General features: G+C 26.5%; 19 protein-coding genes and 2 rRNA genes. 1 reads left to right on the forward strand and 20 read right to left on the reverse strand.

The window, feature by feature from the left end; all coding sequences use genetic code 4:
- Positions 1 to 72 precede the first annotated feature (72 nt).
- The 16 genes from pheT to AAHM89_RS10350 form a co-directional block, all read right to left on the reverse strand.
- On the reverse strand, positions 73 to 2,478 hold the full coding sequence (gene pheT / locus AAHM89_RS10275; RefSeq protein ID WP_342266289.1) for a phenylalanine--tRNA ligase subunit beta: 2,406 nt from the start codon (positions 2,476 to 2,478) through the stop codon (positions 73 to 75).
- A gap of 24 nt (positions 2,479 to 2,502) precedes the next feature.
- Entirely contained in the window at positions 2,503 to 3,567 is a 1,065-nt protein-coding gene (pheS, locus tag AAHM89_RS10280) for a phenylalanine--tRNA ligase subunit alpha (protein ID WP_252320310.1), read from the reverse strand.
- 64 nt (positions 3,568 to 3,631) lie between these two features.
- Entirely contained in the window at positions 3,632 to 4,411 is a 780-nt protein-coding gene (locus AAHM89_RS10285; RefSeq protein ID WP_338959038.1) for an RNA methyltransferase, read from the reverse strand.
- Positions 4,389 to 5,096 carry a M48 family metallopeptidase gene (locus AAHM89_RS10290; protein ID WP_338975911.1) on the reverse strand — a complete coding sequence of 236 codons (708 nt, stop codon included), beginning with the start codon at positions 5,094 to 5,096 and terminating at the stop codon, positions 4,389 to 4,391. The genes AAHM89_RS10285 and AAHM89_RS10290 overlap by 23 nt, the downstream gene beginning before the upstream one ends.
- Before the next feature lie 35 nt (positions 5,097 to 5,131).
- Positions 5,132 to 5,635 (reverse strand): dUTP diphosphatase, encoded by a 504-nt coding sequence (locus tag AAHM89_RS10295; protein WP_252320316.1) that lies wholly within the window; start codon positions 5,633 to 5,635, stop codon positions 5,132 to 5,134.
- 31 nt (positions 5,636 to 5,666) lie between these two features.
- Entirely contained in the window at positions 5,667 to 6,527 is an 861-nt protein-coding gene (locus tag AAHM89_RS10300) for a YwaF family protein (RefSeq protein ID WP_252320318.1), read from the reverse strand.
- 235 nt (positions 6,528 to 6,762) lie between these two features.
- Complete coding sequence (gene rplT / locus AAHM89_RS10305; protein ID WP_342266290.1) at positions 6,763 to 7,122, reverse strand: 50S ribosomal protein L20; 360 nt, start codon at positions 7,120 to 7,122, stop codon at positions 6,763 to 6,765.
- Between the two features lie 16 nt (positions 7,123 to 7,138).
- Complete coding sequence (gene rpmI / locus AAHM89_RS10310) at positions 7,139 to 7,327, reverse strand: 50S ribosomal protein L35 (RefSeq protein ID WP_342266291.1); 189 nt, start codon at positions 7,325 to 7,327, stop codon at positions 7,139 to 7,141.
- Positions 7,328 to 7,343: 16 nt separating this feature from the next.
- Positions 7,344 to 7,886: a translation initiation factor IF-3 gene (gene infC, locus AAHM89_RS10315; RefSeq protein WP_342266292.1), complete on the reverse strand. Its 543-nt coding sequence runs from the start codon at positions 7,884 to 7,886 to the stop codon at positions 7,344 to 7,346.
- Between the two features lie 949 nt (positions 7,887 to 8,835).
- Positions 8,836 to 9,048 (reverse strand): transposase, encoded by a 213-nt coding sequence (locus tag AAHM89_RS10320; protein ID WP_342266293.1) that lies wholly within the window; start codon positions 9,046 to 9,048, stop codon positions 8,836 to 8,838.
- 23 nt (positions 9,049 to 9,071) lie between these two features.
- Positions 9,072 to 9,494: a transposase family protein gene (locus AAHM89_RS10325; protein ID WP_339045912.1), complete on the reverse strand. Its 423-nt coding sequence runs from the start codon at positions 9,492 to 9,494 to the stop codon at positions 9,072 to 9,074.
- Positions 9,495 to 9,577: 83 nt separating this feature from the next.
- Positions 9,578 to 10,069, reverse strand: coding sequence for a hypothetical protein (locus tag AAHM89_RS10330; RefSeq protein WP_342266294.1), 492 nt, complete (start codon positions 10,067 to 10,069; stop codon positions 9,578 to 9,580).
- Positions 10,038 to 10,460, reverse strand: coding sequence for a hypothetical protein (locus tag AAHM89_RS10335; protein ID WP_342266295.1), 423 nt, complete (start codon positions 10,458 to 10,460; stop codon positions 10,038 to 10,040). The genes AAHM89_RS10330 and AAHM89_RS10335 overlap by 32 nt, the downstream gene beginning before the upstream one ends.
- A 254-nt stretch (positions 10,461 to 10,714) precedes the next feature.
- Positions 10,715 to 11,818, reverse strand: coding sequence for a DNA alkylation repair protein (locus AAHM89_RS10340; RefSeq protein ID WP_342266296.1), 1,104 nt, complete (start codon positions 11,816 to 11,818; stop codon positions 10,715 to 10,717).
- 279 nt (positions 11,819 to 12,097) lie between these two features.
- Positions 12,098 to 12,505 carry a transposase family protein gene (locus AAHM89_RS10345; protein WP_339045908.1) on the reverse strand — a complete coding sequence of 136 codons (408 nt, stop codon included), beginning with the start codon at positions 12,503 to 12,505 and terminating at the stop codon, positions 12,098 to 12,100.
- A gap of 23 nt (positions 12,506 to 12,528) precedes the next feature.
- Positions 12,529 to 12,951, reverse strand: coding sequence for a transposase family protein (locus AAHM89_RS10350; protein WP_339045912.1), 423 nt, complete (start codon positions 12,949 to 12,951; stop codon positions 12,529 to 12,531).
- 310 nt (positions 12,952 to 13,261) lie between these two features.
- Between AAHM89_RS10350 and AAHM89_RS10355 the strand changes: the two genes are divergently transcribed.
- On the forward strand, positions 13,262 to 13,432 hold the full coding sequence (locus AAHM89_RS10355; protein ID WP_342266297.1) for a hypothetical protein: 171 nt from the start codon (positions 13,262 to 13,264) through the stop codon (positions 13,430 to 13,432).
- A 200-nt stretch (positions 13,433 to 13,632) separates the two neighbouring features.
- On the opposite strand, the gene AAHM89_RS10360 is transcribed toward AAHM89_RS10355, so the two are convergent.
- The 4 genes from AAHM89_RS10360 to AAHM89_RS10375 form a co-directional block, all read right to left on the reverse strand.
- Positions 13,633 to 14,040, reverse strand: coding sequence for a transposase family protein (locus AAHM89_RS10360; protein ID WP_339045908.1), 408 nt, complete (start codon positions 14,038 to 14,040; stop codon positions 13,633 to 13,635).
- Between the two features lie 7 nt (positions 14,041 to 14,047).
- Positions 14,048 to 14,485: a transposase family protein gene (locus tag AAHM89_RS10365; RefSeq protein WP_339046404.1), complete on the reverse strand. Its 438-nt coding sequence runs from the start codon at positions 14,483 to 14,485 to the stop codon at positions 14,048 to 14,050.
- A 291-nt stretch (positions 14,486 to 14,776) separates the two neighbouring features.
- Positions 14,777 to 14,883 (reverse strand): 5S ribosomal RNA (rrf, locus tag AAHM89_RS10370).
- 82 nt (positions 14,884 to 14,965) lie between these two features.
- A 23S ribosomal RNA gene (locus AAHM89_RS10375) occupies positions 14,966 to 17,903 on the reverse strand.
- Positions 17,904 to 17,978 lie beyond the last annotated feature (75 nt).

The raw sequence follows: 17,978 nt of genomic DNA on the forward strand, positions 1-17,978 counted from the left end.
TCTCACCCAATTTAAAAATTTAATATAATAAAAAAATATATTAATGTTATTATTTAATATTTTGTTATATTTTTAACGAATAATTGCTTGAAATTTTTTCTTTAATATTTCTTGAATAATACTTATTTGTCCACTTACTTTTGTTTCATCTAATTGTTCTTCTTGACTATTAAATTTCAAATTAAAAGTTAATGAGTGTTGATGTTGTGATTTTAATTTTTCATCATTATAAAAATCTACCAAAGATATTTGTTCTAAAAAATCAATATTTGCAAATATTATAGCATTTTTTACATCAGAAAATTGAATATCGCTATTAACAATAATTGATATATCACGACTTAAAGCATTAAATTTTGATCAAAGCTTAAATTTAGAAACTACTTTTTGTTGTTCTTCTATGATTTTAACTAACTTACTACAATTAATTTCTGCTAAGAATATTTTTTCAACATTCATTATTTTTTCAGTTTGTGGATGCAGTGCGCCAATAGTAGCAATATGTTCTTGCTCATAAAAAATATCTGCGCTTAAATACGGATGCATTAAAGAATTATTATTTGTTTTATAAACAATAGAGTTAAATAAATTTGGCATAACTTTTGCTAAAAAACCATCTAAAAAACCTTTAATAAAATAATACGTACTATTAGTAACTTTATTAGTATTAATTTTTGGTCAAAAATTATCCATAATCATAAAAGCTAAATGATGATTATCATCAGTTTCATCACCTGTATAAATAGTTTCATCAGTAAAAATTTTTAATTGTGTTTCTTTACGTGCATAATTATATTGACAAATTCTTAATAAACTATCTGTCAAACTAAAACGCATAACTTCTCTTGTTAATGTCAAAGGTGCTTCTAATTTTACAGGTATTTTATATTTAAAAAAATTAAAATCATTTAATCTCTGCATACTTGTTAAGCTATATGTTTTTACTTGATTAAAACCATAACTTGTTAAATGTTGTCTTCACTTCATCATTAAATTTTCCATTGCCATTGGTGACTTAAATGATACATTAAATTGTGGTTTAATAACTGGTAATTTATCATATCCAAATACTCTTGCAACTTCTTCACTAAAATCATTAGCATTATTTAAATCACTACGATGATTAGGAACTGTTACTTTTAAAATTTCTTGATTTTTTGCATCAATTTCAATTTGACAACCAATAATAGTCAAATAATTAATTATTTCATTAACCCCAAAATTTGTACCTAAAATTTTATTAATAAAATTAAAATTAAAATTGATCACTTTTGTTTTAACTTGATAAGGAACATCATTACTAAAACCAGTAATTTCATATTTAACTTGTAATTGTCCTAAAATAAACAAATAACGTTGTAAAGCAATTAAATAATAATCAGGAACAACTGGTCTTGTTAAACGTTCTAATAATGTATTAATAAGAGCACCATGTCGCTTTGCTTGTTTACTCATTAAGGTAACATCAGGATTAATTGAAAATATAAAAACTTCTTTGGAACTTGGTTTAACTTCATATTCAATATTATGACTAACTCCTAAAACACTAAAAGCCAAATATTTATCGTGTAATAAAATATCACCCTCTTTAATTTGCAAATTACCTTCTGGGTATGATTTAGGTGAAATATTTAAAGATGGTTTTTTTAAAACATCGGCACTAAAAGTAATTAAGGGTTGACCCAATTCTAACATTACTAAATGAATAATATCTTCTGATAAAGTTTTGGGTACAATATTTGCAAGTTGTAGTGTTCTTCTAATTCAAATTGGTGTTATTACAGATTTATCATCAAATTCAATCTTTAATGTTGCTAAAGCTTGAATTTTACCATTAAGAACACTAACTTGATTTTTATTATCAAATTTTCCTATACTACTAACTTCCATGTTTTTTAAAGGAATTTTAAAATAACCGCTTAATTCTCTAGCAATACTATAAATCCCCAAACAATCACTACGATTTACTGTTAAATCAATAAAAAAAATTGTATCATCTAAATTTAAATATTGTAATGGATTAATATTACCAACCATTGCATCATCTGGTAAATGAATAATACCACTTAATTCTGCTTTATTCTGAACAATACCGCTTAATCCTAATTCTGTTAATGAACAAAGCATTCCTGAAGAAACAACGTCTTGAATTGTTCTTTCAACAATAGTAAGACCATTACCTAAAGTACTTCCTATCCTTGCTACAACAACTTTAATACCAATAACTACATTTGCTGCACCACAAACTATAGTTAACATTTCAGTGCCTACTGTTACTTCACAAATATTTAATTTATTTGATTTAGGATGTTTAGTAATTTTAGTAATTTGACCAACAACTAAGTTTGTATTACTGAACATTAAATTTTTTACTTGATCAACCTCAAAACCTAAACTATTTAAAGCATCAACGATTTCATAATCTTTAATGCTATTAATATTCAATCACTGCGAAATGATTTTACGTGAAACTATCATTTTATTTTATACTCCTTTTAATTTTTAAAATTGTTTTAAGAATCGAAAATCATTATTATAAAATAATCTGATATCGTCAATGCCATATTTAATCATAGTAATTCTTTCAATGCCTACACCAAAGGCAAAACCTGCTGTTGTTTCATCTAAACCAGCAGCAATAAAAACATTTGGATGAATCATACCAGCACCTAAAACTTCAATTCAACCAGTATACTTACATAATGAACAACCTTCTGTATTACATTTTGGGCAACTTACATCTACTTCAACTGAAGGCTCCGTAAATGGGAAATAACTAGGACGTAATCTTGTTTTAGTTTCCATGCCAAAAAATTGCTGACAAAAATAATTTAATGTTCATTTTAAATTTGCAAAAGTAATATTAGATCCAACTAAAAACCCATCAACTTGCATAAATTGGTGAGAATGAGTAACATCATCATCATCTTTTCGATAAACATTTCCTAAACTAATAATAGCCGTGGTTTCTTTTGAATTTTTATCTTGCTCGCTAAGAATGCGTGCAGTCATATTTGTAGCGTGTGTTCTTAATAATCAACGATTAAGTTTGTCATTATTATTTTCAAGATAAAAAGTATCTTGCATATCTCTTGCTGGATGATCAAATGGTAAATTTAAGCGATTAAAATTATATTCTTCATTTTCTACTTCATTACCACTAATGATTTGATAACCCAAATTTTTAAAAATTTCAGATATTTCGGTAACAGTTTTTAATAAAGGATTGGTGTGACCAATATTAAAATCAATACCCGGTAGTGTTAAATCAATTTCTGAAGATTTAAGACGCTCATTAATGTTATCTTTCTCAATTTCATTAAATTTTTTTATTATATATTCATTAATTTCTTTTTTTAATTTATTAGCTGCTTGACCAATTTCAATTCTAAAATTATGAGGAAACTTTTCTAAAGATTTTAATATATTATTAATATCCGAATTTTTACCTAAATATTGTGATTTTAAAACTTGCAATTTATGTAAATCAGCAACTTCATCAATATTATTAAATGCTTGCTGTCTAATAATTTCTAATCTTTTTTTTAAATCGTTAACCGCTAACATTCTATTCCTCCATTAATTTATTAATATGTATAATTAAATTTTTATAATTCAAAATAAGTATAATTTATTTTAATATATTACTAGTAAATAAGCAATACGTTACTATTGCTACACTTGTTGCTAAATTTAATGATTCAACATTAAAAGAAGTTGGAATAAAAATATTACTATTAATTTTATCTTTATACTTTTTATTAATACCTTGTCCTTCATTGCCAAATAAAAAAGCATTCTTTTGCTTAAAGGTAATTTCAGATAAATTAGTACTATTATCTTCATGTAGAAATGTACCATAAATCATATAATTTGCATTTTTTACTTTTAATAAAAATTGATCAAAATTTTCATAATACACATTAGTATAAAAAATAGCTCCTTGACTTGCACTAATTACTTTGTGATTATATAAATCAACGCTTTCATTTGATAAATATACTTCAGAAATATTAAAAGCAGTAACACTGCGTAAAATATTTCCTAAATTACCTGGATCTTGAATTGTATCAATTAGAATAATATGAGAAGAATAAAAATAATTTAAAGGTTTAACAATATTACAAACGCCAATTATTGGTTGTGGTGTTTTTTGTTGTGAAATTTTTTTAATAATCATACTATTTACAACAATAACTTCAATATTATTACAAGTTTTTAATAAATTTGCATATTTGTCTAAATACTTCTCATCAACATATACTGCAAGTAATCTTTTTTTTAATAATGCAATACTAATTAAATGTTCTCCTTCAATTAAAAACTTTTTTTTAACATTGCGATGTTTTCTTTCATGTAATAAAACTAATTCTTGAATTATTGGATTTTTAAGTGAGGTTATTTGTTTCATCCATAACTCCTTGTTTTAATATTTTTTGACAATCTTGAAAATCTGGACAATATTGAGCAACAAAATTTCAAAATGTTTTTTTATGATGAGCATGAATTATATGCGTTAACTCATGAATTATAACATAATCAATTACAGCATAATCAAAATGAATTAATTTATAATTAAGTGTAATGATTTTAGTATTTGGTTGACAAACACCTCATTTATTTAACATCGAACGAATTTTTAGTACTGAAAACTCAATATTCATAATTTCTGATCAATATTGTAAGCGACTCATAAAAATATTTTTTGACTCTTCTTTTAAAAATTTTTGAATTTTAATTAATATTTGCTTATCATCTTGAATATTTGTGCATACTACCAAATTATTAAATTCAAAATAAATAATGGTTTTTTTTGAATGATACTTAGTAATTAATTTATATTTTTTACTTAAAAAATAAAGATAACTGTCATTATTATTAATAACAATATTAGGTTTTAATATAGTTTTCTTTTTTAAAATTTTAGGTAAACTTTTTAAAATGAAATCTTCAATTAATTTTTCTTGCATAAAAAATGGAGCACTAATAATAATTTGATCGTTGCGCACTTTTAAATACATATGTTTTTGTTGTTTATATGTAATAATGTACTCTCATTTTGTATTATTATAATTGAAAATTTTAACATTAGTCATTTTAATCTCCTAAATAAAACGATCACTTATTTCCATTAATAATTTTGTGATTGTCGTAAATGATTTATTTCATTTTTATAAATATAACAAGAAATAATATCTTCACTATTAAAATTACATTTTTTACCAATTGTAAAATAAATATTTAATAATTCAAAAAAATCATTACTTGATTTTGATTTAAAAAGAGTTGTAACAAAAGCAAATAAATCAATGAATGCAAGATTAAGATCTTGATAATTTGTTTTTTCTGAAAAACTAAAATTTTGAAAATCAATATTAAGGCTATTACCGATACTAAGAATAAAATGAAGACTATCAATATATTCTTCAAGCATTACTGATTTTTCACTACTTGGTTTTGAACTTCAATATTTAAAACATCTTTGTTCATTTGCAAATTCACCTAATTCAACTAAAAGTGCTAAAAATCTAGAATTTAATGTTTTAATATCGCTAACACCACGATTAATAATTATTTTTTTATCTAACTCATTTTGAAGCTGGATAATTGTTGAAAATTGTTTTGAATTTAACATAATTAACTCACTTTCTTTTTTTAATTATTAATTAAGATTTCATTATTTTTTTATCTTTTAAATTTAATTTTTTATAAAATTTTGTAATTAATGATTTTTTATCTTTATAAATAGGATTAATTTTTGTTCCTTTTTCTAAATAAAAAGGAGATAAAGTTTTTATAATAAAAATATATGTTAAAACTAGTAATGAAATACCAACAACAGACATAAATGTAAAACGTAAAATTGGTAACCACACTGAAGTGTCTAATACTTTTTTACCAAAACTTGCTGTATAACCAGCATTACCAATAAATAAGTAATTAGTACCAAAAGAAGTATTAAAAATAAAAACACCACTACCAAATAAAGTTAAATATAATATACTTTTTTTGATATATATTTTGTCATATTCAATATGACCATATAAATATAAAAGTAAATAAGAAAAAAGAATAATAATATGAATAAAATAATAATTTCAATAAAGAAAATGTTGTGGACCAAAAACTCATTTTGTTTTATCTGGTAATAAAAATGCCAAAATAACAGGACCAATTAAAGGAAAAGTAATATTAAATAAACTTTTATTAGGAATAATTAATAGTATACCACTAGTAATATTTAATACCGAACATAATTGAAAAGGAAAATAATCATACCATTGATAATTATCACCATTCAATCCATGAACAATATAAAAACTAATATATAAAAGTATTTGAAAAATACCTAAACTACATTTAAAACTATAGCACTTACTTAAATTAGCATAAAACCTTTTAAAAATAAATAAACTAATTATCAAGAATAATGATATAGATAAGCCAATTCAATAATACATACCAAATAAAGGATTAATAACTGCTTGTGGATTACCATCAAAAAATCCAAGAAAAACAAATTGCATAATGGCCCCCTCTTTTTTTAAATTTCTTTCTTATTTTTATACTAAGAAGCGAATTTATTTTTTAATTTTACCATTAAATATATTATAAAATAAAGTTTGTGATAAAAAAATATTCTTTGAAATTTATATTAAATACATTTCTAAAACTTATCATAATTTTATATAAATTAAAAACACTTGAAATAAATTAAATTTATTATAAGTGTTTTTAATTTATATAAAATTTTGCAATTAATTATTTTGCTAAAGCAGATTTTGATGCCAAAACTAATTTTTCAAATTCTTCTGGTTGATTAATTGATAACTCAGACAATATTTTACGATTAAGATTAATATTAACTTTATTTAAGCCATCAATAAAACGTGAATATGATAAATCATAATTACGAACAGCTGCATTAATTCTTTGAATTCATAACTTGCGAAACTCACGTTTACAATTTTTACGATCACGATAAGCATATGCTAATGAGTTCATTACTTGTTCATTTGCTGTACGATATAAACTATGTTTTGCTCCATAATATCCTTTTGCTGCTTTTAGTATTTTTTTACGGCGATGATTAGTTGTATAACCGCCTTTAACTCTAGCCATTTATTTTGTCACCTTCCTAAATTAAATCTTTTAAACGCTTATAGTCAGAAGCAGATACTTCACTTCACCCACGTAATTGACGTTTTTGTTTTGTTGTTTTATTTTGAGCTAAGTGAGAAACAAAAGCACCACTACGTATTCATTTACCACTTCCTGTTACTTTAATTCTTTTTTTTAAAGCTTTTTTTGTTTTCATTTTTGGCATATTTTACCTCCTATTGTTAATTTTCTTGATTTTTCTTTTTTGGAAAAAGATAAATAGTTTGTATATTTTTTTCTTTTTTATCAAAGTTTTTATCATAAATACAAATATCTTCTAATTCTTTATAAAATTTTGTAATTACTTCAAATCCTGCTTCAGGATTATGTAATTCACGACCACGATATTTTAATGTAACTTTTACTTTGTTACCATTACTTAGAAATTTACGAGCCTTATTTGCCTTTGTTTTAATGTCATTGTTATCAATAACAACACTTAGTCGAATTTCTTTTTCTTCAACAATTGTTAATTTTTGTGCTTTTTTAACTTCTTTTTCCTTTTTTTGTTGTTCAAAACGATATGTATCAAATTTAAACATTTTACAAACAGGTGGTTTAGCATTTGGTGATATACATAATAGGTCATATCCTAAATCTTCTACTTTTTTTAAAGCATCATTTTTTTTCATTAAACCATAATTAGTACCATCATTACCAATTAATAAAAATTCATAAAAGGGAATATTACTATTTCATAAATTATCATTATTTTTAAAAGCCATACATACCTCCTTTAATTTGCATAAATAAAAGTGTGCTAAAACGCACACTCACCACTACAAAACTTTATTTTAAAAATAAAAATTTAAAGCATTGAACCTATAACAACTTAGCTATCAGGTGAGCGTAAAAACTACTTTCTTTATGTCAAGTATTATTATATTAGATTTTTAATAAATTACAAGATTTTTTTAATATGTTAATACATAAATTTAAATAAAAATAAAAAAACTTACTATATAATTAGCCAGCAAGTCTTTTATTTTTATTAATTTTAATACTAATTACTTATATATAACCTATCTTTTATTAAAATTTTTAACTGTATATAAGATTCCTTGCGATCCAGCAGCATAAATTGAATCATCTGGACCAACTGCTAAAGCAAAAATATGATCATCAGTATTTTTTATTCCAGATAATTCAGAACATAAATCTGTACCTTCTATTTTTTTATATACTTTATTGGAGTCAATACCAACAAATAAATTATTATCTCTATCAATGACTAAACGTTTAACCTCGTGGTTTGGATTTGTTTCTAAGATTACCTCATATATTCCATTCTTTGGACATATTCCGTAATTAAATTTAATTAATTGTCAATAAAATTGTTTTAAAACTATTTAGTGTTATTGAATATAGAAATAAATATTTTTTGAAAAAATAGTTTAAAAAATGAGTTTACATTTTAAACAAAAAATTGTTAATAATATTTTTATATTACTCGATAAAAATTTAAATTTTAAAAAAATATTTTTAATATTTTTTTATTTTAATGGTTTTATTTTATTAAAAATTTCACAAAGTAAGTTAAATCTTAAGTACATAAGTCTAAATTTAGATTTTCTACATTTATTTACTAAAATTTTGAATCTTTTCAATCAAGCAAAGACATGTTCAACTTTAATTCTAATTTTAGATACAATCTTATTGTATTTTCTTTCTTGTTTAGTTAATTTTTTTAATTGGTATTATTGTATTTTTATAAATATTTTGTATACCTTGATATCCTAAATCACCAATAATTATTGTTTTTTCTGAAAATTCAAGATTTGAATTTTTTAATATTTGAAAATCATGCACTTTACCATTATCAGCAAAAATATCAACAATTTTTTTATTAAAAAAATCATATACAATTTGAAATTTTATAGAATACATTCAACTTTTACCAGAAAAATATTCTAACTGTAGTTTTTTTTAGTTGGTCTTTCAATTTCAATCTCAGTTGAATCAATTAAATAAAATTGAAATTCATTTGAATTTTCTTGTTTTTTATCAATTTTTAATTTATATCTTTCTTTTAAAAATTGGTAATCTTTGTGGTTACTAAGTTTATTTTCTACTCAAGTAATATTTCGAAAACAACTTGATGGGCTCATTTTAGATTTAATACTCATTTGAAAAAAAGTATAATATTCTTTTCAGTATAATAAAGTCATCATTAATCTTTCTTCTACTGAAAGTTTATTTTTTCGACCTTTATTTTTTTCTAATTTTTCTATTTCAATTAATTTTTCTAACATTTCATTAAAATGAAAACGTTTTATACCAAAATATCTGTAAAATTCTTCATTTTTTAATTTTTTTAAATTTTCAAAAATCATTTTTATCAACACTTTTCTAAATTTATTGTTAATAACAAAATTATAAAATAAATTTTAAAATTATTAATTGACTTTTAAAAAATTTAATTACGGAATATGTCTTTTATCTTATAAAGACGACCATTTCAAGAACCAGCAAAAACAGTATTATCCTTGTCAACTACTAAACTATCAATTTTATGTCCAACGTTTATTTGTTGAAATATTCCAAAAGTTTGACTTATTTTATCAGTTTTATAAATTATTCCACGATCATCATCACCAGCAAAAACAGAACCATCTTCACCTATTGCTAAACTATTAATATGATCACCATTTGTTCCTTGCATTAAACTGGTGCTTCCATTTTTACTGATTTTGCATACACCAGTATCACTACCAACATAAACGGTTTCAGTATTTTTATCAAATGTTAAAGCTCAAATTCAGTTTTTTGGTCCTGGTATTATAATTTTTTCAAAACTACGTACACCATCGTTCTTATAAACAAAACCATTATCACTACCAACATAAACATTATCTTCATTATCAATTACTAAGGCTCTAACTGCCCAATATCCTTCTAATCCTGCCAATAAAATCTAATCCTGTTGGAGTAATCTTATAAACCTTATCTTCTTGTGCTCTAAAAATATTACCTTGTGAATCAACACCTAAAGCATAAATGTTTCCATTTGTTAATTTTTGAGAAACAAAATTAGTAATACTATAATACAAATTAACTGTTCCTATATAATCACCTTTGCCAATAATTGTAGCAATACTAGTATCTTGTCTTTTAATATCAAAATCATTAATAGTTAATGATTTAATTGCATGATTTGCTTCAATAATACCTATTAGTAAACTCATTTTAGATGGTGCTAAATCCTTACCACTATTAATAAGTCCTAAATTATTATTTACTATTATATCTGCTAAGTTAATTGCACTATGTTTATTTTCTAAACGTTTTTTATTTTGCATATAATTAGTTGTAATATTAGTTTTTTCCTCAATTCTGCTTAATAAATTAGTTAAATTTCCTGTGGTTGTTGCAAGTGTTAAAACACTTAATGTTTTTATTTTTTTTCATAAAGACCCCCTTTTTGATACTAATAATAGTTTTTTACACTATACAATATATATTAAATCTTTTAAAATAAAAAACAAATCTTTTAATTTTCCAATTTTGTAATCTAATAAAATCGATATTTAGGTTAATCAAATAATTAGTTACACTATCTAATAGCCAATATCTTAAAATCTAATGTATCTCAATCAGTACCATTCACAATAAGTGTAATTGAATGAATTCCTGGGTAATGTTTCCTTGTACTTATATCTGCAAAACAATGTTTTTTTGCGTAAAATTTCTTCATATTTTCCTTTAAATATATCTCTGATATTTGGAATATTTTACGATTCCGTTTACCACTCGCTTTCACATAATCAATACCATATTCTAATCGTACCTTGATTGCTTTTTTTGTCTCAATCTTAAAAGAAAAAGTCATATTTTCTCCAATAGAAACAAATTCAGCACCTAAAGCAAAATCAATCACATTTACACAATCAATATTGGTAAAACCAAAGATTTTCATTACCTCCATATTGCCTTTTTTCAAAAGGGTCCTACAACCGTGCTTTACAATCCAATCAGACTGATTGTTTTTACCATATCATTCCTTTGCAATTTTTGTAACCAAGTCAGGATGTGTTTTAGAAATATCATTTAGATTATTTGCTACACTTTTACGAACATAAAAAGACGGATCGGCTTTTAATTGTTCTAAAATTTTAAGGATTGGATATGGATTTTTTTTGAAATTTGTTAATACTTGTCCTCATGGTAATTGGGGACGACAACCTTCACTAGCAAGTCGTCGCACATGCTCATTATCATGCTTAGATCAAACAAGCATTTGCTGCATCATACGCTTTTCATGTTTTATAATAAATTGTCTCACTGCAAATTCAGAAGATGAAAATTGTGTATACCTTTCTAATGCAGCTATTGACAAATCCCAATGATGTTCATTTTGTCCATAGATTTCAACAAAATCTGGAAAATACATTAGTGAAAAATCATTAAATCCTACAGGATAAAGATCAATGATCTTATCAATGATAGCAAGTGCCTGTTCATAACTGGTTGGTAAATATCTTCCTAAATTAATAGCAATTTTCCTCATACGGGCTTTCAATTCTAACTTATCTCATGTTTCATCTATAATGTCATTGATAAACTCATCAATTTTAAATAAAGGGTATATGGTTCTAATAGTTACAGCCAGATCTTGGAGTGACTGGTAATTATACCTATTTTTTAATAATTTTGGCATACTATTTTCCTTTTAATTTTTATTAATAAAAAATTATTAATAATATTTTATCATTGTTTTTCCTTCTTTTTTATATAGGACATATTCCGTAATTAAATTTAATTAATTGTCAATAAAATTGTTTTAAAACTATTTAGTGTTATTGAATATAGAAATAAATATTTTTTGAAAAAATAGTTTAAAAAATGAGTTTACATTTTAAACAAAAAATTGTTAATAATATTTTTATATTAACTCGATAAAAATTTAAATTTTAAAAAAATATTTTTAATATTTTTTTTATTTTAATGGTTTTATTTTATTAAAAATTTCACAAAGTAAGTTAAATCTTAAGTACATAAGTCTAAATTTAGATTTTCTACATTTATTTACTAAAATTTTGAATCTTTTCAATCAAGCAAAGACATGTTCAACTTTAATTCTAATTTTAGATACAATCTTATTGTATTTTCTTTCTTGTTTAGTTAATTTTTTATTTTTAGTTCTTTTAATTGGTATTATTGTATTTTTATAAATATTTTGTATACCTTGATATCCTAAATCACCAATAATTATTGTTTTTTCTGAAAATTCAAGATTTGAATTTTTTAATATTTGAAAATCATGCACTTTACCATTATCAGCAAAAATATCAACAATTTTTTTATTAAAAAAATCATATACAATTTGAAATTTTATAGAATACATTCAACTTTTACCAGAAAAATATTCTAACTGTAGTTTTTTTTAGTTGGTCTTTCAATTTCAATCTCAGTTGAATCAATTAAATAAAATTGAAATTCATTTGAATTTTCTTGTTTTTTATCAATTTTTAATTTATATCTTTCTTTTAAAAATTGGTAATCTTTGTGGTTACTAAGTTTATTTTCTACTCAAGTAATATTTCGAAAACAACTTGATGGGCTCATTTTAGATTTAATACTCATTTGAAAAAAAGTATAATATTCTTTTCAGTATAATAAAGTCATCATTAATCTTTCTTCTACTGAAAGTTTATTTTTTCGACCTTTATTTTTTTCTAATTTTTCTATTTCAATTAATTTTTCTAACATTTCATTAAAATGAAAACGTTTTATACCAAAATATCTGTAAAATTCTTCATTTTTTAATTTTTTTAAATTTTCAAAAATCATTTTTATCAACACTTTTCTAAATTTATTGTTAATAACAAAATTATAAAATAAATTTTAAAATTATTAATTAATTGACTTTTAAAAAATTTAATTATGGAATATGTCTATATAAAAAACCAATGAAAAAATAATTAATATCAATTTCCTTTACATTAATATTTGTTACATTTCTTATGATAAAGCATCAAGATTATTTTTAATTTAATATTATTTTAATATCAATAATAAAGGTAATCTTTAAAATAATATATTTTATAGTTAAAATGTTAAAATTATTATTATTAATATTTTTAGTTTAAAGGAGAATAATATGCAAACAAAACGTTTAATTAAAAGTTTAATTAATAATTTTTTATTTATTATTAATGCTATTTTATGAATTTTTAATATTAGATCCGTTGGTGAAATCGTCACCGGAATTAATGTTGGATCAAATCGTAAAGAAAAACTAATCTATGGACTTTGCAGTTTACTACAATAGACATATTCCGTAATTAAATTTAATTAATTGTCAATAAAATTGTTTTAAAACAATTTAGTGTTATTGAATATAGAAATAAATATTTTTTGAAAAAATAGTTTAAAAAATGAGTTTACATTTTAAACAAAAAATTGTTAATAATATTTTTATATTAACTCGATAAAAATTTAAATTTTAAAAAAATATTTTTAATATTTTTTTTATTTTAATGGTTTTATTTTATTAAAAATTTCACAAAGTAAGTTAAATCTTAAGTACATAAGTCTAAATTTAGATTTTCTACATTTATTTACTAAAATTTTGAATCTTTTCAATCAAGCAAAGACATGTTCAACTTTAATTCTAATTTTAGATACAATCTTATTGTATTTTCTTTCTTGTTTAGTTAATTTTTTATTTTTAGTTCTTTTAATTGGTATTATTGTATTTTTATAAATATTTTGTATACCTTGATATCCTAAATCACCAATAATTATTGTTTTTTCTGAAAATTCAAGATTTGAATTTTTTAATATTTGAAAATCATGCACTTTACCATTATCAGCAAAAATATCAACAATTTTTTTATTAAAAAAATCATATACAATTTGAAATTTTATAGAATACATTCAACTTTTACCAGAAAAATATTCTAACTGTAGTTTTTTTAGTTGGTCTTTCAATTTCAATCTCAGTTGAATCAATTAAATAAAATTGAAATTCATTTGAATTTTCTTGTTTTTTATCAATTTTTAATTTATATCTTTCTTTTAAAAATTGGTAATCTTTGTGGTTACTAAGTTTATTTTCTACTCAAGTAATATTTCGAAAACAACTTGATGGGCTCATTTTAGATTTAATACTCATTTGAAAAAAAGTATAATATTCTTTTCAGTATAATAAAGTCATCATTAATCTTTCTTCTACTGAAAGTTTATTTTTTCGACCTTTATTTTTTTCTAATTTTTCTATTTCAATTAATTTTTCTAACATTTCATTAAAATGAAAACGTTTTATACCAAAATATCTGTAAAATTCTTCATTTTTTAATTTTTTTAAATTTTCAAAAATCATTTTTATCAACACTTTTCTAAATTTATTGTTAATAACAAAATTATAAAATAAATTTTAAAATTATTAATTGACTTTTAAAAAATTTAATTACGGAATATGTCTTTTATATAACTTATATATCATTAATTGGATTTATTATTACTATTTATTGATGAATAAAAAATGATTTATCAATAGCAGAGCGTATAAGTGGTTTAAAACAATCATAAATTAAAAATAAAATTTTTTACTTATTTTAATGTAAAAATTAAAAAAATCTTAATTTTTACATTAAGATTAACAATAAAAAAAATTTGGCATCGTGCTATTTTCCCATTGCTGGTATTTTCGCCGCTGGAGTGCTTAACTGCTGTGTTCGAGATGGGAACAGGTGTGACCACTCCGCCATGGACACCAAATAGTTTAGCAATTGCTCCCTAAAAACTAGAAACAGACATCTTTAAATTTGATTACTTTTGATTTGCAATAGAGAATATATTCTTCAATAAATCCTCGATCTATTAGTATCAGTAAGCTGAACATATCACTATGCTTACACACCTGACCTATCAACCTTGTAGTATTCAAGGGATCTTACTTCTTTCGAATGAGAAATCTCATCTTGGAACTGACTTCGCGCTTAGATGCTTTCAGCGCTTATTCATGCCCTACATAGCTACCCAGCTGTGCCACTGGCGTGACAACTGGTGCACCAGAGGTAGGTCCATTCCGGTCCTCTCGTACTAGGAACAGCTTTCCTCAAATTTCTTGCGCCCACGACAGATAGGGACCAAACTGTCTCACGACGTTCTGAACCCAGCTCGCGTACCGCTTTAATGGGCGAACAGCCCAACCCTTGGAAGCGACTACACCTCCAGGATGCGATGAGCCGACATCGAGGTGCCAAACCTCCCCGTCTATATGAACTATTGGGAGAGATTAGCCTGTTATCCCCGGGGTAACTTTTATCCGTTGAGCGACGGCCTTTCCACACAGCACCGCCGGATCACTAAGCCCAACTTTCGTTCCTGCTCGACTTGTATGTCTCGCAGTCAAGCACCCTTTTACCTTTGCGCTCTACATATGATTTCCATTCATATTGAGGGTACCTTTGGGCGCCTCCGTTACTTTTTAGGAGGCGACCGCCCCAGTCAAACTACCCACCAGACACTGTCCTTAGACCAGATTATGGTCTCAAGTTAGAATTTCAATATAGCAAGGGTGGTATCCCAATGGTGACTCCATGCCTACTAGCGTCTGCATATCAACGTCTCCCACCTATGCTGTACAAACTACACCAAAATTCAATATCAAGTTGTAGTAAAGCTCCACGGGGTCTTTCCGTCTAATCGCGGGTAACCTGCATCTTCACAGGTACTAAGATTTCACCGAGTCTATAGCCGAGACAGCGTCCGGATCGTTACGCCTTTCGTGCGGGTCAGAACTTACCTGACAAGGAATTTCGCTACCTTAGGACCGTTATAGTTACGGCCGCCGTTCACTGGGGCTTCAGTTCAAAGCTTCGCTTACGCTAACAAATCTCTTTAACCTTCCAGCACTGGGCAGGCGTCACCCCCTATACATCGTCTTACGACTTAGCAGAGAGCTGTGTTTTTGCTAAACAGTCGCCCGGACCTCTTCACTGCGACTCATATTGCTATGAGCTCCCCTTCTCGCTAACTTACGGGGTTATTTTGCAGAGTTCCTTAGCTATAGTTATCTCGCTTGCCTTAGGATATTTTCCTTGACCACGTGTGTCCGTTCTCGGTACAGGCACCATGGTGATGTCTTTAGAAACTTTTCTTGGAAGTATGGCATCAAATGCTTCGTTACTAAGCGAACCGTTCACTCCCCATCGTACTTCAAGGTTAACGCTGTGCGGATTTGCCTACACAACCCTCTTTGTACTTAGCCCAGCACTACCAATCACTGGGACATTTTAGCCTTCTCCGTCATTCCATCAGTCACCATGGTGGTACAGGAATATCAACCTGTTATCCATCGACTACGCCTTTCGGCCTCGCCTTAGGTCCTGACTAACCCTGGGTGGACGAACCTAGCCCAGGAAACCTTGGTCAATCGGCATGAAGGATTCTCACCTTCAATCGTTACTCACGCCGGCATTCTCACTTCTAAACGCTCCACTAGTCCTTCCGGTCTAACTTCGTCGCAGATTAGAACGCTCCCCTACCGCCCACAATATATGTAAACATATATATAGACCCATAGCTTCGGTACAATGCTTAGCCCCGGTACATTTTCCGCGCAGAATCATTCGACTAGTGAGCTGTTACGCACTCTTTAAAGGATGACTGCTTCTAAGCCAACCTCCTAGCTGTCTGAACAATTCCACATCGTTTTCCACTTAGCATTGATTTGGGGACCTTAGCTGATGATCTGGGCTGTTTCCCTCACGTCCATGGACCTTATCACCCATAGACTGACTGCCAGATATGTAACAATGGCATTCGCAGTTTAATTGCATTCAGTACCCCGAGGTGGGGCCATCATACATTCAGAGCTTTACCTCCATTGCACTAATTCTGACGCTAGTCCTAAAACTATATCGGGGAGAACCAGCTATCTCCAGGTTCGATTGGAATTTCACCGCTAGCCACAAGTCATCCACGGTCTTTTCAACGAACGTTGGTTCGGTCCTCCATTAACTGTTACATTAACTTCAACCTGCTCATGGCTAGATCACCTGGTTTCGGGTCTACGACCACATACTAAACGCCCTATTCAGGCTCGCTTTCACTTCGGCTCCGTCTTTTCAACTTAACCTTGCATGTAATCATAACTCGCCGGCTCATTCTACAAAAGGCACGCCGTCACCCATTAACGGGCTCCGACTTGTTGTAAGCATATGGTTTCAGAAACTATTTCACTCCCCACTCGGGGTACTTTTCACCTTTCCCTCACGGTACTGGTTCACTATCGGTAATTGGTTAGTATTTAGCCTTACGCAGTGGTCTGCGCAAATTCCGACAAGGTTCCACGTGCCTCGCCGTACTCAGGATACTGTCAAGAGATTTATACATTTCGCATACTGGGCTTTCACCATCTATGGCGTTGCTTCCCAACAACTTCTGCTATATATAAATTTTGTAACTCTTCATAGGTCGAACCTAATAGACAGTCCTATAACCCCAGTCTGACGACTGGTTTAGGCTGCTCCCTTTTCGCTCGCCGCTACTAAGGGAATCGCATTCGCTTTCTTTTCCTCTAGGTACTAAGATGTTTCAATTCTCTAGGTATCACTCTGCACAACTATGAATTCATTGTACAGTACTATCTGATTAAAGATAGTGGGTTTCCCCATTCGGACATCTCCGGATCAAAGCTTATTTCCAGCTCCCCGAAGCTTATCGCAGGTAATCGCGTCCTTCATCGTCTTCCAATTCCAAGGCATCCACCATACGCTCTTAATAATTTATTTTTAGAATATCCTATTGCAAGATAAAAATTATCTTATTTTTTTAAAAGATGTCTATTATCCAGTTTTTAAAGAACA

Origin of the sequence: Spiroplasma endosymbiont of Villa modesta, from assembly GCF_964030925.1 — a bacterium.
In the GTDB taxonomy this organism is placed as follows: domain Bacteria; phylum Bacillota_I; class Bacilli_A; order Mycoplasmatales; family VBWQ01; genus Spiroplasma_E.